Source organism: Sphingomonas sp. MMS24-J13 (genome assembly GCF_044905095.1).
GTDB lineage: Bacteria > Pseudomonadota > Alphaproteobacteria > Sphingomonadales > Sphingomonadaceae > Sphingomonas_I.
This window is the reverse complement of record NZ_CP173258.1, coordinates 2,630,150-2,655,328: the sequence shown is the minus strand read 5'-3', so window position 1 is coordinate 2,655,328 and position 25,179 is coordinate 2,630,150. Positions and strand designations below refer to the sequence as shown.

Annotated in this window: 26 protein-coding genes and 1 pseudogene; 20 read left to right on the top strand and 7 right to left on the bottom strand. The window is 66.1% G+C overall.

What is annotated here, in order from left to right:
- Positions 1–5: 5 nt before the first annotated feature.
- A complete protein-coding gene (locus AB4Z44_RS12430; RefSeq protein WP_404710012.1) occupies positions 6–1,016 on the top strand; it encodes a LacI family DNA-binding transcriptional regulator in 1,011 nt (336 codons plus the stop codon).
- A 511-nt stretch (positions 1,017–1,527) separates the two neighbouring features.
- On the opposite strand, the gene AB4Z44_RS12425 is transcribed toward AB4Z44_RS12430, so the two are convergent.
- Positions 1,528–2,388, bottom strand: coding sequence for an alpha/beta hydrolase (locus AB4Z44_RS12425; protein ID WP_404710011.1), 861 nt, complete (start codon positions 2,386–2,388; stop codon positions 1,528–1,530).
- 231 nt (positions 2,389–2,619) lie between these two features.
- Here AB4Z44_RS12425 and dapF point away from each other — a divergent pair, with 231 nt between their 5' ends.
- The 4 genes from dapF to AB4Z44_RS12405 are packed head-to-tail and all read left to right on the top strand — an operon-like array spanning position 2,620 to position 6,249.
- Complete coding sequence (gene dapF, locus AB4Z44_RS12420; protein WP_404710010.1) at positions 2,620–3,411, top strand: diaminopimelate epimerase; 792 nt, start codon at positions 2,620–2,622, stop codon at positions 3,409–3,411.
- Positions 3,408–4,703: a tRNA (N(6)-L-threonylcarbamoyladenosine(37)-C(2))-methylthiotransferase MtaB gene (gene mtaB / locus AB4Z44_RS12415; RefSeq protein WP_404710009.1), complete on the top strand. Its 1,296-nt coding sequence runs from the start codon at positions 3,408–3,410 to the stop codon at positions 4,701–4,703. Before dapF ends, mtaB begins: the two co-directional genes overlap by 4 nt.
- Positions 4,700–5,644, top strand: a complete 945-nt coding sequence (gene ftsY, locus AB4Z44_RS12410; RefSeq protein ID WP_404710008.1) for a signal recognition particle-docking protein FtsY — start codon at positions 4,700–4,702, stop codon at positions 5,642–5,644. The genes mtaB and ftsY overlap by 4 nt, the downstream gene beginning before the upstream one ends.
- Entirely contained in the window at positions 5,641–6,249 is a 609-nt protein-coding gene (locus tag AB4Z44_RS12405; RefSeq protein ID WP_404710007.1) for an inner membrane-spanning protein YciB, read from the top strand. The genes ftsY and AB4Z44_RS12405 overlap by 4 nt, the downstream gene beginning before the upstream one ends.
- Here the strand turns inward: AB4Z44_RS12405 and AB4Z44_RS12400 are convergent, their stop codons facing one another.
- The 3 genes from AB4Z44_RS12400 to AB4Z44_RS12390 all read right to left on the bottom strand — a co-directional run bounded on the left by AB4Z44_RS12400 (position 6,250) and on the right by AB4Z44_RS12390 (position 10,262).
- Positions 6,250–6,609 (bottom strand): DUF983 domain-containing protein, encoded by a 360-nt coding sequence (locus AB4Z44_RS12400; protein ID WP_404710006.1) that lies wholly within the window; start codon positions 6,607–6,609, stop codon positions 6,250–6,252.
- 144 nt (positions 6,610–6,753) lie between these two features.
- Positions 6,754–8,271, bottom strand: coding sequence for an anthranilate synthase component I (trpE, locus tag AB4Z44_RS12395; RefSeq protein WP_404710005.1), 1,518 nt, complete (start codon positions 8,269–8,271; stop codon positions 6,754–6,756).
- Positions 8,268–10,262, bottom strand: a complete 1,995-nt coding sequence (locus AB4Z44_RS12390) for a SurA N-terminal domain-containing protein (RefSeq protein WP_404710004.1) — start codon at positions 10,260–10,262, stop codon at positions 8,268–8,270. Before AB4Z44_RS12390 ends, trpE begins: the two co-directional genes overlap by 4 nt.
- Positions 10,263–10,335: 73 nt before the next feature.
- On the opposite strand from AB4Z44_RS12390, the gene tpiA reads away from it, so the two are divergent.
- From tpiA to AB4Z44_RS12345, 9 genes and pseudogenes are all read left to right on the top strand, one after another.
- Complete coding sequence (tpiA, locus tag AB4Z44_RS12385) at positions 10,336–11,082, top strand: triose-phosphate isomerase (protein ID WP_404710003.1); 747 nt, start codon at positions 10,336–10,338, stop codon at positions 11,080–11,082.
- 257 nt (positions 11,083–11,339) lie between these two features.
- Positions 11,340–11,959: pseudogene (locus AB4Z44_RS12380) on the top strand (superoxide dismutase).
- A 121-nt stretch (positions 11,960–12,080) separates the two neighbouring features.
- A complete protein-coding gene (locus AB4Z44_RS12375) occupies positions 12,081–12,668 on the top strand; it encodes an anthranilate synthase component II (protein ID WP_404710002.1) in 588 nt (195 codons plus the stop codon).
- Positions 12,665–13,657, top strand: coding sequence for an anthranilate phosphoribosyltransferase (gene trpD, locus AB4Z44_RS12370; protein WP_404710001.1), 993 nt, complete (start codon positions 12,665–12,667; stop codon positions 13,655–13,657). Before AB4Z44_RS12375 ends, trpD begins: the two co-directional genes overlap by 4 nt.
- A 110-nt stretch (positions 13,658–13,767) precedes the next feature.
- On the top strand, positions 13,768–14,559 hold the full coding sequence (gene trpC / locus AB4Z44_RS12365) for an indole-3-glycerol phosphate synthase TrpC (RefSeq protein ID WP_404710000.1): 792 nt from the start codon (positions 13,768–13,770) through the stop codon (positions 14,557–14,559).
- The gene (gene moaC, locus AB4Z44_RS12360) at positions 14,556–15,026 is read left to right on the top strand and encodes a cyclic pyranopterin monophosphate synthase MoaC (RefSeq protein ID WP_404709999.1); all 471 of its coding nucleotides are present in this window, start codon (positions 14,556–14,558) and stop codon (positions 15,024–15,026) included. Before trpC ends, moaC begins: the two co-directional genes overlap by 4 nt.
- Positions 15,023–16,210 carry a gephyrin-like molybdotransferase Glp gene (gene glp, locus AB4Z44_RS12355; protein WP_404709998.1) on the top strand — a complete coding sequence of 396 codons (1,188 nt, stop codon included), beginning with the start codon at positions 15,023–15,025 and terminating at the stop codon, positions 16,208–16,210. Before moaC ends, glp begins: the two co-directional genes overlap by 4 nt.
- A gap of 57 nt (positions 16,211–16,267) precedes the next feature.
- Positions 16,268–16,954, top strand: coding sequence for a transcriptional repressor LexA (lexA, locus tag AB4Z44_RS12350; RefSeq protein ID WP_404709997.1), 687 nt, complete (start codon positions 16,268–16,270; stop codon positions 16,952–16,954).
- Positions 16,954–17,298, top strand: a complete 345-nt coding sequence (locus tag AB4Z44_RS12345) for a VOC family protein (protein WP_404709996.1) — start codon at positions 16,954–16,956, stop codon at positions 17,296–17,298. The genes lexA and AB4Z44_RS12345 overlap by 1 nt, the downstream gene beginning before the upstream one ends.
- A 154-nt stretch (positions 17,299–17,452) precedes the next feature.
- Here AB4Z44_RS12345 and purB read toward each other — a convergent pair whose 3' ends face one another.
- Both purB and radC read right to left on the bottom strand, forming a co-directional pair.
- Positions 17,453–18,763 carry an adenylosuccinate lyase gene (gene purB, locus AB4Z44_RS12340; protein ID WP_404709995.1) on the bottom strand — a complete coding sequence of 437 codons (1,311 nt, stop codon included), beginning with the start codon at positions 18,761–18,763 and terminating at the stop codon, positions 17,453–17,455.
- 89 nt (positions 18,764–18,852) lie between these two features.
- Positions 18,853–19,539, bottom strand: coding sequence for a DNA repair protein RadC (radC, locus tag AB4Z44_RS12335; protein ID WP_404709994.1), 687 nt, complete (start codon positions 19,537–19,539; stop codon positions 18,853–18,855).
- A gap of 174 nt (positions 19,540–19,713) precedes the next feature.
- Here radC and AB4Z44_RS12330 point away from each other — a divergent pair, with 174 nt between their 5' ends.
- Genes AB4Z44_RS12330 through AB4Z44_RS12310 form a run of 5 tightly spaced genes read left to right on the top strand, consistent with a single transcriptional unit; the run spans position 19,714 to position 22,243 of the window.
- Complete coding sequence (locus AB4Z44_RS12330) at positions 19,714–20,046, top strand: AtpZ/AtpI family protein (RefSeq protein ID WP_404709993.1); 333 nt, start codon at positions 19,714–19,716, stop codon at positions 20,044–20,046.
- A 36-nt stretch (positions 20,047–20,082) separates the two neighbouring features.
- On the top strand, positions 20,083–20,868 hold the full coding sequence (locus AB4Z44_RS12325) for a F0F1 ATP synthase subunit A (RefSeq protein ID WP_404709992.1): 786 nt from the start codon (positions 20,083–20,085) through the stop codon (positions 20,866–20,868).
- Between the two features lie 31 nt (positions 20,869–20,899).
- On the top strand, positions 20,900–21,130 hold the full coding sequence (locus tag AB4Z44_RS12320; RefSeq protein WP_404709991.1) for a F0F1 ATP synthase subunit C: 231 nt from the start codon (positions 20,900–20,902) through the stop codon (positions 21,128–21,130).
- Positions 21,131–21,176: 46 nt separating this feature from the next.
- Entirely contained in the window at positions 21,177–21,671 is a 495-nt protein-coding gene (locus AB4Z44_RS12315) for an ATPase (RefSeq protein WP_404709990.1), read from the top strand.
- A 17-nt stretch (positions 21,672–21,688) separates the two neighbouring features.
- Positions 21,689–22,243 carry a hypothetical protein gene (locus AB4Z44_RS12310; protein WP_404709989.1) on the top strand — a complete coding sequence of 185 codons (555 nt, stop codon included), beginning with the start codon at positions 21,689–21,691 and terminating at the stop codon, positions 22,241–22,243.
- Positions 22,244–22,391: 148 nt separating this feature from the next.
- On the opposite strand, the gene AB4Z44_RS12305 is transcribed toward AB4Z44_RS12310, so the two are convergent.
- Positions 22,392–22,937, bottom strand: coding sequence for a DUF4337 family protein (locus AB4Z44_RS12305; protein WP_404709988.1), 546 nt, complete (start codon positions 22,935–22,937; stop codon positions 22,392–22,394).
- A 97-nt stretch (positions 22,938–23,034) separates the two neighbouring features.
- Here AB4Z44_RS12305 and uvrC point away from each other — a divergent pair, with 97 nt between their 5' ends.
- The gene (gene uvrC, locus AB4Z44_RS12300) at positions 23,035–24,963 is read left to right on the top strand and encodes an excinuclease ABC subunit UvrC (protein WP_404709987.1); all 1,929 of its coding nucleotides are present in this window, start codon (positions 23,035–23,037) and stop codon (positions 24,961–24,963) included.
- Positions 24,964–25,179 lie beyond the last annotated feature (216 nt).

Sequence of the window (25,179 nt, the reverse complement as noted above, 5' to 3'; positions counted from 1 at the left end):
AGACTTTGCAGACGCGAAAAGTAAAGACGATCTACGATCTGGCGACGCTGGCCGGCGTGTCGGCGGGGACCGTCTCGCGCGCGCTCGCCGGCAAGGACGTGGTCAATGCCGACACGGCGGAACGTATTCGCAAGCTGGCGCAGGATCATGATTTCCGGCCGAGTGCGGTCGCGCGCAACCTGCGCACGCGAAAGCGCGGCGCGATCGGCGTGGTGATCCCGCTCGGCCACGATCGCTCTCAGCACATTTCCGATCCGTTCTTCATGACGATGATCGGCTGCCTCGCCGATGCACTGACCGAACGCGGCTACGATCTGATCCTGTCGCGCGTCATTCCCGATGGCCCCGACTGGCTCGAGAAGATCATCGCATCGGACCGTGCCGAGGGGTTGATAATCATCGGGCAATCGGATCAATCGGCGGTGCTCGACCGAGCGGCGCGGCATTACAAGCCGATGGTGGTTTGGGGAGGCTTCAGCCAGGGCCAGATCCACTGTTCGATCGGAACCGACAATTTCCGCGGTGGCAATCTCGCGGCGTCGCATCTGATCACAGCCGGATGCCGCCGCCTCGCTTTCTTCGGCAATGCGCAGGCGATCGAGATCCGCCAGCGGCTTGAAGGCGCGCGCGCCGCGGTTGCGGAGACGGACGGCGCAGTCGAACTCGCCGAGACGCCAACGCATCTCGCGGTCGAGCTCAGCGGCGGCGAAATCGCGCAATTCCTGGACGAGGCCGATCGACTGCCCGACGGTATCATCGCGGCCTCCGACATGGTCGCGATTTCGGCGATCCACGTCCTCACCAGTCGCGGGATCAGCGTTCCCGATCAGATCCGCGTGATCGGTTACGACGATTTGCCGCTGGCGCGCGGGATGGTCCCGCAGCTCACCACGATCCGGCAGGATATTCCCGCCGGTGCGCTGCAACTCGTCGATTGCCTGCTCAAACGCATCGATGGAACGGCCGCCGGATCGGTGATCCTCAACCCCGAACTGATCGTGCGGGCATCGGCATGATATGACGGCGGCTGCTTCCCGGAAACCATGGCTGGCAGGGCCAAGGCTCAACCTCAGGGTCGCGATCAGGCAGGTTAGTGTTGCGAAGGTATGGCAGAGATGCCGCGAAGCATTGGGTCGAGATATGGTATCGTGCAGTAATGCTGACCATGTCAAAAGACACAACTTTAGCCCGTGTTTTCAATACGCCTCAATCTTCTCGCACGCAAGGTGCGCTGTATCGCCCTGATCTCTCCCTGTTCAGCCTGATGGACTTCCCTGTTTGGACGATTTTTCGCAAATTGAACTCCCTGTTCCGCGCGACAGGGAAGTCACCCGAATTTCCCCGTCGCGCCAACGGCATGCAGCGCCCGTTGCGGCCCGCTCGGCCGGAAAAATTGCGATTTTCCCTGTTATTTCCCTGTTATTGGTGCGGTAACAGGGAAAACGGCGGGCCGAAGACGCCCCGCGAACATCGTTTGGGACAGGGTTTGGGGGCACGGCGCGGCGCTCGGCCGCGTCCGCGATTGGCCTATCGAGAGACCTTGCGGGCGAAGGTGACCGCGTCGTCGAGTACCGCCGCGCGGCCCCGGAGCGGCCTGGCGAGCGCCGTAACCAGCCCGACATGGCCGACATCCGGATAGCGCATGCGCGTCACCGCGACGCCCTGGTGCTCGAGGCGGGCGGCGAGCGCGTCGCTGTTGCGGGGGCGGACGGTCGTGTCCTTGTCGCCGGTCGCGAGGAAAGCGGGCGGGGCGTCGGCGGAGACGAAATTAACCGGCTGGGTGGAGGCCGGATCGCGCACGCCGGCGAACGCCGCCTCCACCACAGCGCCGTCGAAGGGCAGGAAGTCGTACGGCCCCGCCAGCCCGATCAGGCCGCGCACGGCCTTGCGGTCCGGCCCGAGCCAGCGCGGATCGAGCGCCAGCATCGCGGCGTCGTAGGCGCCCGCCGAATGGCCGGCCAGGATCAGCCGATCGGGATCGCCGCCATGCGCGGCGGCGTGGATCCGCACCCAGCGGACCGCGGCGGCATTGTCCTCGAGGAAGGCAGGGTAGCGGATCTGCGGCACCAGCCGGTAATCGGGGATCGCGACAAGGAAGCCCTGCGCCGCAAGTGCCCGGCCGACGAAGGCATAGCCGTCCTTGGTGCCCGAACTCCACGATCCGCCATAGATGAAGACGATCACCGGCAGGTGCCCGGCTTTATCCCCGCGCGGCGCATAGAGGTCGATGCGCTGGCGCGGATCGGGGCCGAACGCCGCGTCGCGGAGGATCATCTGGCCGCCATCGTCCTTGGGGACGACCGCGTCGAACAGCGTCAGCGGCGAACAGGCGCTCGCGACGAAGCCGAGCAATGCCCCGAGCAGGTGGCCCTTTCCAAGCTTGCCCAAGGCGGATCAGGCCTCTGTCAGGTTGAAGGCGAGCCTATGGCGTCGATCGATCATGGATCAGCCCTTCCGTATATCGAGGTGGACATCGATCGGCCCGGTGCGGAAGCCGGCCTCGCTACAGGTCTGGTCATAAGGCCACAACCGCCGAGATGGGGAATGGAACCCGGCTTTGGTCGGCGCTTTTGGCCCTCGTCATGGACTTGGGCACCTTCAATCCCTAGATCGCGCGCCATGTCGTTTCGTTTTCACAAGATGCACGGGCTCGGCAACGATTTCGTGGTGATCGACGCGCGGGGCGCCCCCTTCGCGATCGATGCCGCGCGCGCGCGCGCCATCGCCGATCGGCGCGAGGGGATCGGCTGCGATCAGCTCATCCTGATCGAGCCGTCGAGCAGCGCCGACGCACGCATGCGGATTTGGAATGCCGACGGCAGCGAGGTGGAGGCGTGCGGCAATGCCTCGCGCTGCGTGGCCTTGCTGCTGGGCGGCGTGTCCAAGATCGAGACGTTGGGCGGCGTACTCCGCCTCGCCGCCAACGATGCCAGCGCGACGGTCGATCTCGACAAGCCGCGCTTCGGCTGGGACCAGATTCCGCTCGCTTATGCGATGGATACCGCGCGGTTGCCGGTGGCGTGGGAGGAACTGGCCGATCCTGCCGCGGTGAATGTCGGCAACCCGCACGTCATCTTCTTCGTCGACGATCCCTATGCGGTCGATATGGAGCGGCTGGGGCCGATCATCGAGCGCGATCCGCTCTTTCCCGAACGGGTCAACGTCAATGTCGCGAGCGTGCACGACGGCCGGGTCACCTTGCGCGTGTGGGAGCGCGGCGTCGGACTGACCCGCGCCTGCGGCACCGGCGCCTGCGCGACCGCAGTCGCGGCGATCCGGTCGGGCCGCGCGGCGAGCCCGGTGACGGTATCCTTGCCCGGCGGCGATCTCGTGATCGAATGGGTGCCCGGCGGTACGATCCGGATGAGCGGACCCGCCACCCACGTCTTCTCCGGCGAGGCGGAGCTTTGAGCGGACCCGAGCTGATCACGCTCGGCTGCCGGCTCAACATCGCCGAGAGCGAAGCGATCCGGGCGATGCTGGCGGGGCAGGACGATCTGATCGTCGTCAACAGCTGCGCCGTGACGGCCGAAGCGGTGGCGACCGCGCGCAAGGCGGTGCGGCGCGCACGGCGCGAGCGGCCCGACGCGCGGATCGTGGTGACCGGGTGCGCGGCGGAGATCGAGCCGGAGACCTTTCTGGGGATGGCCGAGGTGGTGCCCAACACCGCCAAGCTGGATGCGAGCCGCTACACCTCCCAATCGTCATCCCAGCGCATGCTGGGATCTCAGGAGGCTATGAGCGCCCTCCAGACGCACGAGACCCCAGCCTTCGGGCACCCAGCAAAGTACGACTTTGCTGGGACCCTCGCTGGGGTGACGATCAAGGGCGGGATGCATGCTCGCGCATTCCTCCCCGTCCAAAACGGCTGCGACCACCGCTGCACCTTCTGCATCATCCCGTTCGGCCGCGGCCCAAGCCGCTCGCTCCCCGCCGGCGGTGTGATCGACGAGATCCGCGCGGCCATGGATGCCGGCGCCAAGGAAGTCGTCCTCACCGGGGTCGATCTGACCGCCTACGGCGCCGATCTCCCCGGCGCACCGACGTTGGGTGCCCTGGTCGAGCGCATCCTGCACCACGTTCCCGCACTCGAGCGCCTGCGCCTGTCGTCGCTCGATCCGTGCGAGGTCGACGATCGCCTCGCCGATCTGATCGCGCACGAGCCCCGGCTGATGCCCCACCTTCACCTGTCGCTGCAGGCTGGCGACGACCTCATCCTCAAGCGGATGAAGCGCCGCCATTCGCGCGGGCAGGCGGTCGATCTGGCCGCGCGGCTGAAGGCGCTGCGCCCGGATCTGGCGGTCGGCGCCGATCTGATCGCCGGCTTCCCGACCGAGGATGAGGCGGCGTTCGCGAACACGCTGCGCCTGATCGGCGAATGCGCGATCGTCTTCGCGCATATCTTCCCCTATTCGCCACGCCCCGGCACGCCCGCGGCGCGGATGCCGCAGGTCGCGCGTTCGGTGATCAAGGAGCGCGCGGCCAGGCTGCGCGAAGCGGGGGCAGCGGCGAAGGCCGCATGGCTGAAGGAGCAGGTGGGCAAGGTGGCGAGCGTGTTGGTGGAGTTGGACGGGGTGAGCGGACATGCCGAGAATTTCGCGCGGGTCGTCCTCGGCGAGGGGCCAGGCGTGGTGAAGAACGCGATTCTGCCGGTCCGCATGACCGCCGTGGAGGGCGACGCTCTGGTCGGGATGCCGGCATGAGCACCGCCTGGCACGATCGCCTGCTCGGCGGCTTCCGCCGTACCTCGGACAAGCTCGGCGAGAATTTGTCGGGGCTGTTCGGCAAGGCCGCGCTCGATGCGGACACGCTCGATCAGATCGAGGAGGCCTTGATCGCCTCCGATCTCGGCCCCGCTACCGCCGGCAGGGTGCGCGAACGGCTGACCGGCGAGCGGTTCGCGCTCGGCCTCACCGAAGCCCGGCTGCGCGAGATCGTGGCCGAGGAGATTGCGCAGATTCTCACCCCCGTCGCCAAGCCGCTCGAGATCGAGGCCTTCCCGCGCCCGCAGGTGATCCTCGTCATCGGGGTCAACGGATCGGGCAAGACCACCACCATCGCCAAGCTCGCCCATCTGCTGACCGAGCAGGATTATTCGGTGATGCTGGTGGCGGGCGATACGTTCCGCGCCGCCGCGATCGGCCAGCTCAAGGTGTGGGCCGATCGGATCGGGGTGCCGGTCATTTCGGGCAACGAGGGTGCCGATGCGGCCGGCCTCGTGTTCGAGGGCGTCAAGCGCGGCACCGCCGAGGGTATCGACGTGCTGATCGTCGACACCGCCGGACGCCTCCAGAACAAGGCCGGGCTGATGGACGAACTGTCCAAGATCCGGCGCGTGCTCGGCCGGCTCAATCCGGCGGCGCCGCACGATGTCGTGCTCGTGCTCGATGCGACCACCGGGCAGAACGGGCTTCAGCAGATCGAGGTGTTCGGCAAGGAGGCCGGCGTCACCGGGTTGGTGATGACCAAGCTCGACGGCACCGCGCGCGGTGGCGTGCTGGTGGCAGCGGCGGAGAAATACGGCCTCCCGATCCATGCGATCGGGGTGGGCGAAACCATCGAGGATTTGCGGCCGTTCGATCCGAAGGAGGTGGCGCGCGCCATCGCCGGCATCGAACGGCTGGCACCGGAGAAGACCAGATGAGCAACGCCCCCGCTTCGGCCGACGGTATGGGCATGCGCCTGGCGCTCGATCTCGGGCCGCTCGCCGTCTATTTCGCGGCTTATTCGTTCAGCCATCACAACATCTTCCTGTCGACCGGCCTGTTCATGGTCGCGACGATCGTGGCGATGGGCGTGTCGTGGATGCGCTACGGCAAGGTCTCGGCGATCCAGTGCTTTTCGGCGTTGATGGTGCTGGTGCTCGGCGGGCTGACCATCGTCCTGCATCAGGAATGGATCATCAAGGTCAAGCCGACCATCTACTACGTCACGCTGACCCTGATCCTCACTTATGGTTTGCTCACCGGCAAGCCGACGCTGCAGGCCGTCCTGGGGCAGGCCTATCCGGGGCTTAACGCCGAGGGCTGGCGGCTGCTGACACGCAACTGGGCCCTCTTCTTCGCAGGTATGGCGATTGCCAATGAACTGGTCTGGCGCAACAGCTCGACCAGCTTCTGGCTCAGCTACAAATTATGGGGTTCGCTGCCCGCGACGATCCTGTTCGCCGCGGCGAATATTCCGATGCTGATCAAGCACGGCCTTGCGACCGATGGCCTCAAGGAAGAACAGATCCCCCCGGAGGAGTGATCAGGCCGCTTTCTTCTTGGCCGCGGTCTTCAACGCGCCGATCACGCCGCCCTTGATGAAAGGCAGAGCTGCCAGCGTAGCGAGCCCCACCAGCATCATGATCGTCGTCATCGATGCCCACAGCGGCATGTACCAGAAGGCCGGAATGGCGAGCAAAGGTGCCACGATCACGTGGCCGACCAGCAGCACGGTGACATAGGAGGCGATGTCGTCGACGCGATACTGGCCATTGTCCGCGCCGCAATTGCCGCAGATCGGGCTCACCTTCAGGTAGCCCGAGAACAGGGTCGGCGCATCGCATTGCGGGCAGTGACGCTTGAGGCCACGACCGACTGCCTGTCCGAGTCCGATCTGTTCCATGATACCCGCTCCGCGTTTCGCTGCGTTGCAAATAGGGATTAGGCCGCCGGAAGGGTAGGGGCTCCGGTTGCAATTCCTGCAATTAAAGGGGGGTGGGACAATTTGTCATAGCCCTTTTTAGCCCTCTCCCGACGGGAAACGGATCTATTGGCCGAACCCGGCCTCGCCCGCTCGCGCTACCGCTTCGCGCGCCGCCGCGAAGAGCGCGCCGGACTTCGCCTCGCACTCGCGCTGCTCGTAGGCCGGCTCGCTGTCCGCCACGATGCCCGCACCCGCCTGGACGTGCATCATCCCGTCCTTGATCACCGCAGTGCGCAGCACGATGCACGAATCCATCGATCCGTCGGGCGAGAAATAGCCGACCCCGCCGGCATAGGCGCCGCGCGTTTCGGGTTCGAGTTCGGCGATGATCTCGCACGCGCGCACTTTGGGCGCGCCCGAGACGGTGCCCGCCGGGAAGCCCGCGAACAAGGCGTCGAGCGCATCCTTCGAGTCGTCCAGCCGGCCGACCACGTTTGAGACGATGTGCATCACATGGCTGTATTTCTCGACTGTGTAGCTGTCGGTCACCTTGACCGTGCCGCCGGTGGCGACGCGGCCGACATCGTTGCGGCCGAGATCGAGCAGCATCAGATGCTCGGCGCGCTCCTTGGGATCGGCGAGCAGCGAATCGCGGTTCTCGGCATCCTCGGCCGCAGTCTTGCCGCGCGGGCGGGTACCCGCGATCGGGCGGATCGTGACTTCGCCGTCGCGCACTCGCACCAGAATCTCCGGGCTCGAACCGGTCAGCGCGAACCCGGGCAGATCGAGATGGTACAGGAAGGGCGAGGGATTGATCCGCCGCAGCGCCCGATAGAGATCGAACGGGGGGAGCGGGAAGGGGCAGGTGAAACGCTGCGCCAGCACGACCTGAAAGATGTCGCCCGCGGCGATATACTCCTTCGCGCGCAGCACCATTTCGGCATAGCGGCCGGGCGCGAGCTGCGGCGAGGGTGCGGGCAGGGCGAGCTCTTCGGTTATGCGGGCATTTGCCGGCAACGGCCCCGCCAGTCGTGCGGCGGTCGCCTCGATCCGTTCGACCGCGCGCGCCACCGCCTGCTCCGGCGCCACCTTCGATGGCCACGCCGGCGATACCAGGAACATCACGTCCGCCAGTCGATCGAACACCACGATCACGGTCGGCCGCACGAACAGCATGTCGTCGAGCCCGAGCGGATTGGGTGCGGGGCGCGGCAATTTCTCGACCAGCCCGACCGTCTCGTAGGCAAAATACCCCACGAGACAGGCGAGCGCCGGGGGCAAGCCTTCGGGCACCTCGGCGCGGCATTCAGCCACCAGCGCGCGCAGGGCCGCCAGCGTATCGTGGTCCGACGCGACGAAGGCATCGCGATCGTGCAGCCAGTTACGGTTGATTTCGGCCTTGGTACCATCGGCGCGGAAGACGAGATCGGGCGCCAGCCCGAGCAGGCTGTAGCGGCCGCGCGTCGCGCCATCCTCGACCGATTCGAGCAGGAAATCGCCCCGCCCGGGCTCGATCAGCTTGAGCGCCGCTGCGACCGGCGTTTCCGTATCGGCGAGTTGGCGGCGCCAGACCAGCGCCGGACGGCCGGCGGCAAGGCTGGCGATCGCGGCGGCATCGGCCGCGCCTGCTGCCTCGCTCACTGGCCGCTATCGGGCGCGTTGCCGCGCAATTGCTGCTCGAGCTTGGTCTGCGCAGCGTCGTTGCGCTTCACCTTCACCTCGGCACGCGCGGCGTTCGAGAATTGGCGCGCATATTCCTCGCCCAGGCTCTGCGAGAGCTCGCTGCGGGTCGCGGTCACGACCTGCGGCAGCAGCTTCGGATCACCCGGCTCGATCTCGTCGAGATGCGCGACGAACCAGCCCCCGCCCGGCCCCGGTGCGATATCGGTGCCGCCCGGCTGGAGACGGAAGACGACGCGCAGCACCGGCGGCACGTTCTGGCCGAGGCGCGATACATCGACCTGCGTGGCGGCGACCGTCTGCGGGGCGGGCAGGCCCGCGGCGGCGAAGGCGGCAGCGAGCGTCTGTCCGGACTTCACCTTGGCGAGAATCGCCTGCGCGGTCTTGCGCGCCTGATCGGCCGCGCGCTGCGCCAGCATCGCCTGGACGATCTGCGGCTTGACCTGCGCGAGCGGGAGCGGGGCGGCAGGGACGATGTTGGGCACCGACACCAGGGCCGAATGCTGGTCGGGGCCGACCGTCTCGACCGTGGGCTGATCCTCCGGCGCCATTTGCGCGGCTACCTTCATCAAGGCGGTCAAGGTGGCGTCCGGCTTGAAATTGGGATCGGTCGGTGCGGTGCCGTCGCCGATCACCGGTGGAGTCGTGATCGCGGTGAGCTTGTTCTTCTTCACGATATCGTCGAAGCTCGCCCGGTCGTTGAGCGCATCGTCGATCGTGCCGATCAGCTTGGCGACCGCCTCGTCGGTCTTCTTCTTGGTCAGCGCGGTGGCGATCTCGGCCTTTACCTGATCGAGCGAGCGGCCCGGGTTGCTCTTGATCGCCTCGACATGGACGATCGCCCAGCCGAGCCCGGTCTTGATCGGGCTGGTCGTGCCGCCTGCCTTGAGCGCGAAAGCCGCGTTGGCGACATCGGCCGAGCTGGCTGTGGTCAACGCAGCCTTGGTCAGATTGCCGAGCGAGATGTCGGCCGGCGCGAAACCGGCTTCGGTCGCTGCCTTGTCGAACGGCATGCCGCCGCCGACCTTGGCGGCGAACGCCTTGGCCTTGGCCTCGTCGGGCAACACCACCTGCGACACTGCGCGTGTCTCGCTCGCCGCATATTTTGCGGCGTCGGCCTTGTAGGCGGCGGCGATCTCGGCGTCGGTCGGCGGTGCGATCGTCACCGTTTCCGGGCCGATATTCGCGTAGCGGACGATCCGGCGCTCCGGCAGCGAGTAGCGGGCAACATTGGCCTTGTAGAAGGCCGCGATCTCTGGATCCGTCGGCTGCGGCAGGCCCTCGGTCCGCGCGGGCACGAGGCCCGCCGCGCCTTCGCGCCGTGCGATCAGGAGCGTCGCATAAGGCGCGACCAGACCGGCGGGTGCGCTCGTGCCGGTGCTGATCGGGGTAAGCAGCAGCCGACGGACGATATCGTCGGCGATGCCCGAATGGAGCGCGGCGAAGCTCATATGCTGCTGGCTCAGCACAGCGTTCATGCGATTCTGATCGAACTGGCCGGTCGGGCCTGCAAACGCCGGGATCGCGGCGATATCGGCCCCGATCAACCGCTCGCTTGCGACGATGCCATGGCGCTCGGCCCAGGCGGAGAGCACGCGCGTACCGATGAACTGATCGACGAACGGGGTGACTCCGCCGATGGCGGCGATGAAGGCGGGCATCGTAATCGTCGGATTTTGCTGGCGCTGCTCGTTGAGCGCACCCTGCACGCGCGACGAGACTTCGGCGGTGGTGATCGGCTTGCCGTCGATCGTCGCGATCGCATCCTCCTGCATGCCGCCCACGAGTCCGCCGCCGGGCGTACCGACGCCGGTGACGATGAAGGCGATCATGATGACGCCAAGCAGCGCCACGGCCACCCAGGAAGACAGAACACGACGGAAGAAGGCGAGCATTGAAACAGCCTGATCGATAAAGAGGAACGTTGCATTAGTGGCGGGACTGTCGCGCATCAAGCGCCGCCACCGCTTGGCGATTCAGGCTGGTCTTGCTACCCGGCCGGCGATTTTCTTCGGAGGGACGAGCATGGCGTTGCGGAAGCTGGTGGCGGGCAATTGGAAGATGAACGGGACGCGGGCGGCTCTGGCGGAGCTTGCGCCGATCGCGTCGGCGGCCGCCGCAGCGCCTTCTCTGGACGTCCTGATCTGTCCGCCGTTCACCCTGGTGGCCGAGGCCGCGATCAAGGCCAACGGGATCGCGATCGGCGGGCAGGATTGCCACACCGGCATCAAGGGGGCGCATACGGGCTGCGTCGCCGCGGCGATGCTCAAGGATGTCGGCGCGTCCTATGTGATCGTCGGTCACAGCGAGCGCCGCTGCGACAATAACGAGACCGACGCCGAGATTCGCGCCAAGGCCGAAGCGGCGATCGCCGCCGGCCTTACGCCTATCGTATGCGTCGGCGAGACCGAGGCCGAGCGCGACGAAGGCAGGGCCGGCATTGTCGTCGCGGGCCAGCTCGAGGGTTCGGTGCCGCCTGCCGGCACCGCCGCGACCCTCGTGGTTGCCTATGAACCGGTCTGGGCGATCGGCACCGGCCGCACGCCGTCCGCCGGCGACGTCGCCGAGATGCATGCTCTGATCCGAGCGAAGCTGATCGATCTGCTCGGCGAGGAGGGGCAGGGGGTGCGCATCCTCTATGGCGGCTCGGTCAAGCCCGACAATGCCGTCGAACTGATGGCGGTAGCGGATGTGGACGGCGCGCTCGTCGGAGGTGCGAGCCTGACTGCGGCCCTGTTCGTGCCGATCATCGAAGCGACGGCTGCGCTTTAAGATCCTCCCCGGAACGGGGAAGAGGACCATTTCGCAGAAATGGTGGAGGGGTCCCTCCTTCAATCAAGTGCTTTGGTCGAGATGGGGGCCCTCCACCACGCCGCTTCGCGTCGCGGTCTTCCTCCCCGGTCCGGGGAGGAACTCTCCTCCTAAATCGCGAACGTTTCGCAATAGTCGTTTTCGCGTGACGCTTCTCGATTTGGGGCGTTAGGGGCTCCCGACCAATCATGCTGGTTAATGACGGAGGAGTAGCCCCAATGGCCTTCGAACTTCCCCCCTGCCTTTCGCCCCGACTGCACTCGACCCGTACATGTCGGCCGAGACCTTCGAATATCACCATGGCAAGCACCACAAAGCCTATGTCGACAAGACCAATGGCTGGATCGACGAGAAGGGCCTCGCCGGTCTTTCGCTCCTTCAGGTGATCGACAAGGCCAAGACCACCGGCGACAAGGGCCTGTTCAACAACAGCGCCCAGATCTGGAACCACACCTTCTTCTGGAACTGCCTGGCACCTGCCGGCTCGACCAAGCCGTCCGAGAAGCTCGCCGGCCTGATCGAGGGCTTCGGCGGCCAGGAGGCTTTGCTGAAGGCGATCGCGACCGAAGCGGTCAATCACTTCGCGAGCGGCTGGGCCTGGCTGGTGCTGGAAGGCGACGCGCTCAAGGTCACGTCGTTCCACGACGCCGACACGCCGGTGGCGCATGGCGCGACCCCGCTCTTCACGCTCGACGTGTGGGAGCATGCCTATTACATCGATTACCGCAACGCCCGGCCGAAGTTCGCCGAGACGGTGCTGGCCAATATCGTCAACTGGGACTTCATCTCCCAGAACCTCGACGGTGCCGGCGCGAGCCGCGCCGACCAGCAGCAGTAAGCGATCAGACGCTCAAGAGCCGCCGTTCCGGACCGGGGCGGCGGCTTTTTCGTTTCTTGCGTCCATCGGGGCGCCGCAGCTGCATCTTCCGCCCGACGCGTACAGGCGATAAAGCAGCCCCATGATCCTCGTCATCGACAATTACGACAGCTTCACCTGGAACCTCGTCCACTATCTCCAGGAATTGGGGACCGAGGTGGAGGTTGTGCGCAACGACGCGATCGGCGTCGGCCAGGCGATGTCCTCGGGCGCGCAGGCCTTCCTGATCTCGCCGGGGCCCTGCACGCCCAACGAAGCGGGGATCAGCCTCGAACTGGTCGAGGCGTGCGCCGACCAGAAACGGCCCCTGCTCGGCGTCTGCCTCGGCCACCAGGCGATCGGCCAGCATTTCGGCGGCAGCGTCGTGCGCGCGCATGCGCTGATGCACGGCAAGACCTCGCCGGTGATTCACGACGGCACCGGCGTATTCGCCAACATTCCGAGCCCGTTCACCGCCACGCGCTACCATTCGCTGGTGGTGGAGGGCGCACCCGATACGCTGATCGTCAATGCGAAGACCGACGACGGCACCGTGATGGGCTTCCGCCATGCGACCCTGCCGATCCATGGCGTGCAATTCCATCCCGAGAGTATTGCCACCGAGCATGGCCATGATCTGCTCGCCAACTTCATGGCGCTGGCCGGCATCCCCGTCCCCGAACGGGCATGACCACGCTCGCTTTGCTGCCCGACGCCTCGACCCCGCTCGATCTCGAGACGGCGGAGACGGCGTTCGACGACATTCTCGACGGCAGGGTCGGTGACGAGGAGATCGCGAACTTCCTGACGACGATGGCGATCCGCGACGAAACCAGCGTCGAGATCGCCGCGGCGGCCCGCGTGTTGCGATCGCGGATGATCGAGGTCCGCGCGCCGGCGGGCGCGATCGATGTGTGCGGCACCGGCGGCGACGGCGCGCACAGCCTCAACATCTCGACTGCGGTTGCGATCGTGGTCGCCGCTGCGGGCGTGCCGGTCGCCAAGCATGGCAATCGCGCGGCCTCCTCCAAGGCGGGGGCGGCGGATACGCTCGAGGCGCTCGGGCTCGATCTCGATCGTGCCTCGGCGCGCGCGGAGGAGAGCCTTGCCGATCTCGGCATCGCATTCCTGTTCGCGCAGAAGCACCATCCCGTGCTCGGCCGGCTTGCGCCCATTCGGCGCGCGATCGGACGGCGGACGATCTTCAACCTGATCGGCCCGCTCGCCAATCCGGCGCGGGTGTCGCGGCAACTGGTCGGTGTCGCGCGGGTCGATTTTCTGCCGACGGTGAGCGAGGCGCTTGAGCTGCTCGGGATCGAGGCGGCGTTGGTCGTCTCGGGTGAGGAAAGCCTCGACGAGCTTTCGATCGCCGGGCCGAGCCGCGCGATGGCGGTGGGCCTGTGCGGGTTGCAGGGAACGATCGTGCCCGAGGATGCCGGGCTGACACGGCATGGCTTGGATGCGATCCGGGGCGGGGATGCGGCGTATAATGCGGCGGCGCTGCGGGCGCTCCTGCAGGGCGAACGGGGTGCGTATCGCGATGCGGTGCTGCTCAACGCCGGTGCGGCGCTGGTCGTGGCCGGGGAGGCCGAGACCCTGCGCGAAGGTGCGGAAGAGGCCGCCGAAACGATCGACAAGGGGCTGGCCAAGGCGCTTCTCGACTGCTGGATTGCCTTTTAGCCACCGTTCGTATCGAGCGAAGTCGAGATACGTTGCGTAGCGTCCCTCGACTTCGCTCGGGACAAACGGGAATCCCTCGACGCACGGGAAACGCGCTTTATGAGGGCGGCATGAGCAATCGCTTGACCGAAATCCTAGCCGCCAAGCGCGAGCATGTCGCCGCCGGCAAGGTGCAGCGCAGTGTGGCCGATCTCGACGCCGCTGCGTCCAAGCAAACGGCGCCACGCGGCTTCCGCGCGGCGCTCGAAGCGAAATCCCGCGATGGCTACGCGCTGATCGCCGAGATCAAGAAAGCCTCGCCCTCCAAGGGCCTGATCCGCGCCGATTTCGATCCGCCCGCCCATGCCCGCGCTTACGAAGCCGGTGGCGCCGCCTGCCTGTCGGTCCTTACCGACGTGCCCTTCTTCCAGGGCTCCGACGATTACCTTGTTGCTGCCCGCGCTGCCTGCGCTTTGCCCTGCCTGCGCAAGGATTTCATGGTCGATCCGTGGCAGGTCGCGGAAGCGCGCGCGCTCGGGGCGGATGCGATCCTGATCATCGTCGCGGCGCTGGAAGACAGCGTCATGGCAGAGATCGAGGCTGCGGCGCTCGAGCGTAGCATGGACGTGCTGGTCGAGGTGCATGACGCCGCCGAACTGGAGCGCGCGCTGCGGCTCAAGTCGCGCCTGATCGGGGCGAACAATCGCGATCTGCGCGATTTCACCGTCGATTTCGCGCGCACCTACGAATTGGTCGCGCGGGCGCCGGCCGATTGTCTGTTCGTCGCCGAAAGCGGCATCGGCTCGCATGCCGATGTCGAAGCGATGGCGGCGCATGGCGTGCGTGCTTTCCTCGTGGGCGAGAGCCTGATGCGGCAGGCGGATGTCACCGCCGCCACGCGCGCGCTGCTCGAACCGGCATGAGCAAGCTCACCCATCTCGACGAGGCGGGTGCGGCGCATATGGTCGACGTTTCGGCCAAGGCGGTGACCAAGCGTACCGCCACTGCGGCGGGCCATATCGCCATGTCGGCCGATGCGCTGGCGGCGATCCGGGCCGGAACGCTCGCCAAGGGCGATGCGCTGGCGGTGGCGCGCGTCGCCGGGATCATGGCGGCCAAGCGCACCGCCGAGCTGATCCCGCTGTGCCACCCCTTGCCGATCGCCGCGGCGAGCGTCGATCTGGTGCTGGGTGAGGCTGGGATCGATTGCACTGCCACGATCACCACCAGCGGCCAGACCGGGATCGAGATGGAGGCGTTGACCGCGGTCTCCGTCGCGCTGCTGACGCTCTACGACATGGCCAAAGCCATCGATAAGGCGATGCGGATCGGCGAGATCAGGCTCATCGCGAAGTCGGGCGGCCGCTCGGGCGACTGGCGCGCACCATGAGCCTGCTCCCCGTTGCGGAAGCGCAGGCGCGCCTGCTCGCGCTTGCGCGGGACCTGCCGATCGAGCGTGCTCCGTTTGTGGAAGCGATCGGGCGGCATGCGGCAGAGGATATCGTCGCCGGCCGTGCTCAGCCCGCTGCCGATCTGTCGGCGATGGATGGCTATGCGATCCGTTTCGCCGAATTGCCCGGGCCATGGCGTGTGGTGGGCGAGAGCAGGGCGGGGGCCGGGCTCGATTACGCGCTGGCGCCGGGCGAGGCGGCGCGGATCTTCACTGGCGCGCCGTTGCCCGCAGGCGCCGATACGGTTCTCGTCCAGGAAGAGGCGACGCGCGATGGCGAGGTACTCCGCCTGTCCGGGGAAGGGCCTGCCTTGAAGGGCTATCACGTCCGCGCGCACGGGTCCGATTTCGCGCAGGGCGATATACTTGTCGCGGCGGGTGAGCGTCTTACGCCCGCCCGGATCGCCCTCGCCGCCATGGGCGGGCACGGCACGGTGCCGGTTCCGCGGCGCCCCCGCATCACCATCATTTCGACCGGCGACGAATTGATCAGGCCGGGTCAGCCAGGCAGTGGCTTGGCGTTGCCCGCCTCGAATGGCCCGATGCTCGCCGCGATGCTGGCGGGCCTGCCGGCCGAGGTGCGCGATGGCGGCATCCTGCCCGATCGGCTCGATGAGCTTACCGAGGGATTTGCTGCCGCGGCGCGCGATGCGGACATCATCGTCACCACGGGCGGTGCCTCGGTCGGCGATCACGATCTCGTCCGCCCGGCGCTCAAGGCGGCGGGCGCCGACATGGATTTCTGGCGGGTCAGGATGCGGCCGGGCAAGCCGCTGATGGCTGGCCGGCTGCAGGATGCGATCGTGCTCGGGCTGCCGGGCAATCCGGTTTCGGCCTTCGTCACCGCCTTTCTGTTTCTGCTCCCGCTGGTGCGCCGCCTCGTCGGCGACACTGCGCCTTTCCCAAAGGGCGAGCGAATGCCGCTCGCCGGCCCGCTCCCCAAGGTGACCGAGCGCACCGATTTTCTGCGCGGGCTGATCACGCCCGAGGGCATCCTGCCGCTCTCGGGGCAAGACAGCGCGGCGCTCGCGATGCTGGCGCGCGCCGATGCTCTGATCGTGCGCGCTGGCGAGGCGCCGGCGGCCCCTGTGGGTGAAATTGTGGATATCCTGAGGATCGCTTGACACCTCTCAAAGTGTTTCCTACACGTTCCGCATTCGTTCCTAAACGCGGGAAACGCCATGCTGACGCGCAAGCAACATGAGCTGCTGACTTTCATCAACGATCGCCTCGCCGAAACCGGCGTGTCGCCCTCGTTCGAGGAGATGAAGGAAGCGCTCGATCTCAAGTCTAAATCGGGCGTCCACCGGCTGATCTCGGCGCTGGAGGAACGCAACTTCATCCGCCGCCTGCCCAACCGCGCTCGCGCGCTGGAGATCCTGCGCCTGCCCGAGGCGATCAAGTCGGCGGTGAAGCCGCCGGTCAAGGCCGTGGCGCCGACCCTGGCCAAGGCGCCACCGAAGCCGATGCCGATCGCCGCCAACGACGTGATCGAGGTGCCCCTGCACGGTCGCATCGCAGCCGGCATGCCGATCGAGGCGATGGAAGGGCAGAACATGCTCTCGGTGCCCGCAGCTCTGCTCGGCTCGGGCGAACATTATGCGCTCGAGGTCGCCGGCGATTCGATGGTCGAGGCGGGCATTCTCGACGGCGATTACGCGCTGATCCGCAAGGCCGATACCGCGCGCGACGGCGATATCGTGGTGGCGCTGATCGACGATAGCGAGGCGACGCTCAAATATTTCCGCCACGAAGGCAATATGATTCGCCTTGATCCGGCCAACCGTGCCTACGATCCGCAGCGCTACAAGCCGAACCAGGTGCGCATCCAGGGCAAGCTCGCCGGCCTGTTGCGGCGCTATCACTGATGGCCGGCAAGGGCCGCCCCGATTTCATCGAACTGCCGGTTGACGATATCGATGCGGCCAAGGCCTTCTATGAAGGTGTGTTCGGCTGGGACATGACCGCCTTCGGCCCGACTTATGCCTGCACGCTGACGGGCGACGTCGACATCGGATTGCAGGCCGATCGACCTGAAAAGAGCGCGGCGCCGCTGCCGGTGATCAACGTGCCCGATCTGGAGGCGGCGCTGGCGGCAGTCGAGCAGGCGGGTGGCGCGATCACGAAACCGATCTTCGGCTTCCCCGGCGGCCGGCGCTTCCACTTCCGCGATCCTGCGGGGAACGAATTAGCGGCGCATAAGCCGGACTAACTCCCTCTCCTGCAGAGGGAAGCGGTGGGAGGGGCAAGGGCACGGAGCCGGAACGCCCAGTCCACTGGACCTGTCACCCTCACCCAGCCTGTGCGGTCGAACGATCATCCCGAATGATCACCGAAACGACCGCACACCCAGAGGGAGAGGGCTCTCAGCTCTCGCCGAACACCCGCTCGAAGATCGTATCGACCTGCTTGAAATGATATCCGAGGTCGAACTTCTCCTCGAGTTCCGCATCGGACAAGGGCACCTCGGGATCGGCCTTGAGCAGCTCCAGCAGCGATAGTTCGCCGTCGGATTCCCACACCTTCATCGCGTTGCGCTGGACCAGCCGATACGAATCCTCACGGCTGACCCCAGCCTGCGTCAGCGCGAGAAGCACGCGCTGCGAGTGGACCAGCCCGCCCATGCGATCGAGATTCTTCTGCATCCGCGCCGGATAGACGAGCAGTTTGTCCATCACTCCGGTCAGCCGCGCGAGTGCGAAATCCAGCGTGATGGTGGCGTCGGGGCCGATGTAGCGTTCGACCGACGAGTGACTGATGTCGCGCTCATGCCACAGGGCGACATTCTCCAGCGCCGGGGTGACATAGCCGCGCACCATGCGGGCGAGACCGGTCAGATTCTCGGTCAGCACCGGATTGCGCTTGTGCGGCATCGCCGACGAGCCCTTCTGGCCGGGCGAGAAATATTCCTCCGCTTCCAGCACTTCGGTGCGCTGCAGGTGGCGCACCTCGACCGCCAGCCGCTCGATCGACGAGGCGATCACGCCCAAAGTGGCGAAGAATATCGCATGGCGATCGCGCGGAATCACCTGGGTCGAGACCGGCTCGACCGCGAGGTCGAGCTTCCCCGCTACATATTCCTCCACCCGCGGATCGATATTCGCGAAGGTGCCGACCGCGCCCGAAATTGCGCAGGTGGCGATGTCGGCGCGCGCCGCCAGCAGCCGCGCCTTGTTGCGGCTGAACTCGGCATAGGCCTCGGCCAGCTTGAGCCCGAACGTCACCGGCTCGGCATGGATGCCATGGCTGCGGCCGATCGTCGGGGTGAGCTTATGCTCGAACGCGCGGCGCTTGAGCACGTCGAGCAACTTGTCGATATCGGCCAGCAGCAGATCGCTTGCGCGCGCCAATTGGACGGCCAGGCAGGTGTCGAGCACGTCGGACGATGTCATGCCCTGGTGCATGAAGCGCGCTTCGTCGCCGACATTTTCCGCCACCCAGGTAAGGAAGGCGATCACGTCATGCTTGGTCACCGCCTCGATCGCGTCGATCGCGGCGACGTCGATCACCGGGTTGGTCGCCCACCAGTCCCATAACGCCTTGGCCGCGGATTTCGGGACCACGCCGAGTTCGCCGAGCGCCTCGGTGGCGTGCGCCTCGATTTCGAACCAGATGCGGAAGCGGGCTTCGGGCGCCCAGAGCGCAACCATTTCGGGGCGCGAATAGCGGGGGATCATCGGCGTGCTTTCGGTAAGTGGGTATGCGAGGCGCGGGTAGCAGCGTTGGAGGAGGAGGCAAATAAAGATCCTCCCGGCGCGGGGACAGTTCAGATCAGCCCCTCGCTCCTTAAGCTTATATTCCCGCGCGCACCGATGATCACATGATCGTGCACCTGAATTCCCAATGGCTTCAATGCCGCCACGATAGTCCGCGTGAGATCGATATCCTGGCGGCTCGGCGAAGGATCGCCGCTCGGGTGGTTGTGGGCGAGGATGATCGCCGCCGATCCCAGTTCGAGCGCACGCCGCGCCACCTCACGTACATAGATGGCCGCTTGATCGATCGAGCCTTCCGATACCAATTCGTCGCGAATCAGCATGTTGCGCGTGTTGAGATGCAGCACGCGCGCGCTTTCGGTCAGGCGGTGCGCCATCGTCGCGTGGAGATAGTCGATCAGCGCCGGCCAGCTGCCCAGCACCGGACGTTCGGCAACCTCGCTTTTCAACAGGCGCAACGCGGACGCTTGTGCGATCTTGAGCGCGGCGATCGCGGTTTCGGACAGGCCGGCGCGCGTGAGCGATTCGGCGTCCGCCGTCAGCACCGCGCCGAGGCTGCCGAATTCGGCCAGCAGGGCTCGTGCGCGCGGCTTGGTGTCCTGCCGGGGCGTGACGAGCGCCAAGAGATATTCGATCAGTTCGTGATCGAGCAAAGCGTCGCTGCCGCCTTCGATCAATCGCTTGCGCAGGCGGGCGCGGTGGCCACTGGCATCGGTCGCGGGATCGGCGTCGCTCATGATGAATGGCTACCGCAGGCGCCGGGCGGGCGCCAAATGTTTCACCACCGACATATGGCAGATGTCGCTTTGGTTGACTCGGGCGGCCCCCCTTCCTAAAGGGTCCGCGCCTGACGGGATCACCCGCCGGCGCTGCCGTCGGTGGACCGGTACAAGGTCGACAGGAGAGATGGCGTGGCGGCGAACGAACCCGGGCAGGATCCGATCGACGACCAAAATCCCTCTGGGGACATCCGGCTTTCTTCGCTGGATGCGCGGCTTAAGGCTGCGGCGGGCGTCGAGGCGGCACGGACGGGAACGGTGCAGCGCAAGCCCGACAAGGGTTATAAGCAAGGCAGCCGTGTTCTGACCGAGCTCGTTGCGGGTCCCGCTGGCGGCGCGCTGATCGGCTGGCTTTTGGACCGCTGGTTTGGCACGACGCCCTGGCTTCTGTTGGTGCTGCTGTTCCTTGGGTTCGCCGTCGCCATCAGAAACATTTATCGGATTTCGAGCGAGCGTCCGGAGTGATCCGGGCGCTTGCCGCATAAGCAGGGGTGAAGAAGAGTGGCGGCTGAAGGGTCCGGTATCGATCCCATGCACCAGTTCCTGGTCGAGCCTTTGCTCGGCCGGCCGCTGGTGATTGGTGGCTACGATATCAGCTTCACCAATTCGGCTTTGTTCATGTTCATCACGCTGATCGTGCTGGGCGTGTTCATGTATGGCGGGATGAAGCGTGCGCTCGTTCCCGGTCGCTGGCAGGCCGCGGTCGAAGGCATGACCGGCTTCGTCACCAACATGATGCAGACCAACATCGGGCCGGAAGGACGCAAGTTCACGCCCTATGTCTTCTCGCTCTTCATGTTCATCCTGTTCGCCAATCTGATCGGCCTGGTTCCGCTCGGCATCGTGCCTGGCTGGCATCCTTTCACGATCACCAGCCACATCTCGCTCACCGCGATCCTGGCCTTCTTCAGCTTCGGCATCGTGCTGGTGGTCGGCTTCGCCCGCCACGGGCTGCATTTCTTCTCGCTGTTCGTGCCGCACGGGACGCCGTGGTATATCGCCATCCTCGTCGCGCCGATCGAGTTCATGAGCTTCCTGGTGCGTCCGTTCAGCCTCGGGCTGCGACTGTTCGTCGCGATGACCGCCGGCCACATCCTGCTCGACGTGTTCGCAAGCTTCGTGGTGCAGGGCATCCATGGCGGCCCGCTCGGCTGGACCGTGTCGGCGCTGAGCTTCGTCATGATCGTCGGGGTCTCGGCACTCGAGCTGCTCGTGTCGGCGATCCAGGCCTATGTGTTCGCGCTGCTGACGTCGCTGTATCTCAACGACGCGATCAATCTTCACTAAGTTCAACGACTTCAACGAAGGGAAAACACTCATGGACGTCACTTCCGCCAAGATGATCGGTGCCGGCCTCGCTGCCATCGGCGTTGGCATGGCCGCGCTCGGCGTGGGCAACGTGTTCGGCTCGTTCCTCCAGGGCGCTCTGCGCAACCCGGGCGCTGCCGACGGCCAGCAGGGCCGCCTGTTCATCGGCTTCGCCGCCGCCGAGCTTCTGGGCCTGATCGCATTCGTCATCGCGATCCTGATCCTGTTCGTGGTCAAGTAAGGGTTCTTCGGAACCTTCCACGTCCTCAATTTCGCGCCGGAATCCGATGCCCCAGATAGATCAGATTGCCTCCATCTACGCCTCTCAGCTGTTCTGGCTGGTCGTGGTGTTCGCGCTGCTCTATTTCGGCATCGGCAAGGCGATGCTGCCCAAGATCCAGCGCACGGTCGACGATCGTGACGCGAAGATTGCGGGCGATCTCGCTGCGGCCAAGGCTGCGCGCGCGGCGGCGGATCAGGCTGACGAGGCCTACCAATCCGGGCTGGCCAAGAGCCGCAACGATGCAGCCGCGGCGGCTGCCGCCGCCAAGGCGCAGGCCACGGCGGCGAGCGAGGCGCGCGTCAAGGCGGCCGATGTCGAAATCGCCCAGCATGTCGCGCATGCGGAAGCGGCTCTGGCCTCGGCCCGGGTCGCCGCGGTCGCCGAGATCGAGGCGGTCGCGATCGATGCCACGCAGGAGATCGTCGATCGGGTCGCCGGCCTGTCGGTCGATCGCGGTCAGGCCGCCGCTGCGGTCGCCGACGCCATGGCACGTATCTGAGCGGAGATAAGATAGTCATGTCCGCCGCACCCCATCTCAACGCCACGACCCTCGCCGAACCCGGCATGATCGAACATTCCGAAGCGACCGCATTCGGGTTGAACCCCGGCGGCTTCGTCGCGCTGTCGATGATCGTCGTCATTGCCCTCCTGATCTGGAAGGGTGGCTTCAAGGCCATCGGCAGTTCGCTCGACAAGAAGATCGCATCGATCCGCGCCCAGCTGGACGAGGCGACCAAGCTGCGTGCGGAGGCCGAGGCGCTCAAGGCCGAATATCAGGCGAAGGCTGCTGCCGCGGAAGGCGAAGCCAAGGCGATCGTCGAGCATGCGCAAGTCGAGGCGCAGGCGATCCTGGCCAAGGCCAAGGCGGATACGGAGACGTTGATCGAGCGCCGCCAGCGCATGGCCGAAGACAAGATCGCCGCCGCCGAGCGTGCCGCGATTGCCGAGGTGCGCGCCAAGGCCGCAGGTGCAGCCGCCGCTGCCGCTGCGACGCTGATCGCGGAAAAGCATGGCGCCGAGAGCGACAAGGCGTTGGTGGACAAGACCATCGCCGGCCTGCGGCTGAACTGATCTGGATCCTCCCCTGCTTTTGCAGGGGACGAACCATTTCGTGGAAATGGAAAGGGGCCGCCATCGCAGATGGCGGTGCACCGCTGCCCCGCCACCCCCAGCCAGCGGCTGGCGGTCCCCTCCCGAGCGCCGCTCAGGGAGAATTTTTTTATGTCAGAAACCCGACGATCGCGTCGGGATGGATCGGCAACTGCGCGAAGCCCGCGACCGCGAACAGGATCGACAGCGCACCCGCTGCCCAGCCGAAGAACAGCAGCCCCCACAGCTCGACCAATGCCGCGATCGCGGTGGTCGCCAGCGCGATCGAGGCGAGGCCGTCCGACAGGTCGAACTGGTCGTCGCGATAATTGTTGTGGTCGTAATCGGCCTGCGCCTGCTGAGCCTTGGCCTTCAGCTCCACCAATTCCTTGGTGTATTTGGCGATCTGACCCTCCGCCCTGGCCGCCGCTGGCCCGCCATTGGCAGCTGCAATTTCCTCCATATGGAGCTTGAGCCGCGTCGCCTGATATTGGTTCCAGGTATCGACCTGCATGGCCTGCGCCTGCTGCATATTCTGGACGATATTGCCGTCCTTGATGTTCACCAGCGCCATCGAGACGCTGAGGATCACCACCGTCGTCGCGACGACGCGGTTGAGGCGTTTGTCATGAACCTCGACCGTTTCGAGATCGGGCAGTTCGGGTGCTTCGCTCATGCCAGCCGTTTATCCCGGAATGGCCCGACCGCACACTACAAATCTGGGCTGAAACGACCATCTGGCGTACTGCCCCCGGCGCTCCTAAATCGCTCGAGTGAGTGATCGTCCCGACAGCCCAGATCGTTTCTCCGAAGAGAAATCCACCTATGCGGTGCGCGGGGAAGGCGCCGCGCCCGATCTGGAGGCGGGAATCGCGGCGATCCGCAACGTGCTGAAGACCTTGCCGGCGCGGCCCGGTGTCTATCGCATGCTCGATGTGCGCGGCGACGTGCTGTATGTGGGCAAAGCGCGCTCGCTCAAGAACCGGGTGTCCAATTACACCCAGGTCTCGCGCCTGCCGCGCCGCCTCTCGCGCATGGTTGCGCAGACGCGCGGCATGACGGTGGTCACCACCAATACCGAGGCCGAGGCGCTGTTGCTCGAAGCCCAGCTGATCAAGCGTTTCCGGCCCGCCTACAACGTACTGTTGCGTGACGACAAAAGCTTCCCGTTCATCCTGCTCCGCGAGGATCATGACTTCCCGCGCGCACAGCTCCATCGCGGCGCGCGGCGCGCGAAGGGGCAATATTTCGGGCCGTTCGCGGGCGCAGGCGCGGTGCGCACGACGCTTACCTCGCTACAAAAGCTCTTCCTGCTCCGCTCCTGCACCGACAGCTTCTTCTCGAACCGCTCGCGGCCGTGCCTGCTCTACCAGATCAAGCGCTGTTCGGCACCGTGCGTCGATCGGATCGGCAAGGAGGATTATGCCGAGCTGGTCGACGACGCGAAGGCGTTCCTCGCCGGCAAATCCACGCAGGTCCAGAAGCGCCTCGGTGCGCAGATGGCCGCCGCGGCCGAGGCGATGGACTTCGAGCAGGCAGCCTTGCTGCGCGATCGGCTCAAGGCGCTCACCTTCATCCAGGGCACCCAGGCGATCAACGCCGAGGGTGTCGACGACGCGGACGTGTTCGCGCTCGCCTGCAAATCGGGCCAGATCGGGATCCAGGCCTTCTTCATCCGGGGCGGGCAGAATTGGGGCCACCGTGCCTTCTTCCCGACCCACACCGCCGACGTGCCCGAGGACGAGGTGCTGCTCGCCTTCATGATGCAATTCTACGACGAGGTCCCGCCGCCGCGCCTGATCCTGACCGATCGGATCCTGCCCGAGGCCGAACTCGTCGCCGAGGCCTTGGCCGAGAAAGCCGAGCGCAAGGTGGTGCTCAAGGTGCCGCAGCGTGGCGAGCAGAAGCGGCTGCTGGCCCAGGCGACCCGGAACGCCGAGGAGGCGCTCGATCGCCGGCTGGCCGAAGGCGCGACCCAGTCGAAGCTGCTGCGCGAGGTCGCCGATCTGTTCGAGCTGGAGGCGGTGCCCAACCGCATCGAGATTTACGACAACAGCCACATCATGGGCACCAACATGGTCGGCGCGATGGTCGTCGCCGGGCCCGAGGGCTTCCGCAAGGGCCAGTATCGCAAATTCAACATCAAGCGTCCCGAAACCGCCCCCGGCGACGATTTCGCGATGATGCGCGAGGTGCTCGAGCGCCGCTTCGCCCGGCTGGAGCGCGAGGATCCCGATCGCAAGTCGGGCGAGTGGCCCGATCTGCTGCTGATCGACGGGGGCAAGGGGCAGGTGTCGGCGGTATTCAAGACGATGGAGGAGATGGGCGTCCACGATGTCCCCATCGTCGGGATCTCGAAGGGCCCCGATCGCAACGCTGGCCGCGAGCATTTCCACATGCCCGACGGGCGCGAATCGATGTTGCCGATGAACTCGCCCGTTCTGTTCTACCTCCAGCGGTTGCGCGACGAGGCGCACCGTTTTGCGATCGGCGCGCACCGCACCAAGCGTGCCGCGAGCATGACCACCAGCCCGCTCGACGACGTCCCTGGCGTCGGTCCGGCGCGGAAGAAGGCGTTGCTGATGCATTTCGGCACGGCCAAGGCGGTGCGCGGCGCGGGGCTGGAGGACCTGATGAAAGCCCCCGGCGTCTCGGCGACGATGGCGCGCGCGATCTTCGATCACTTCAATCCGTCGGGGTGAAAGGTGCAGCGTCCGCGTTGATTGGAACGGGTTACGAGCATTTTAACCACGTCGTTTACTGCATCTGTCATGCTCGCTGGCTAGAAGGGTTCATGTGACGGGGACGTCACGTGTTTCGCGTGGCTTGGCTTCCGCATACGTCGATTCTGATCCGTTCTCCCAAAACGTGCTATTCCCCGTCATTCCCGCGAAAACGGGAATCCATGGCCTCTGGTC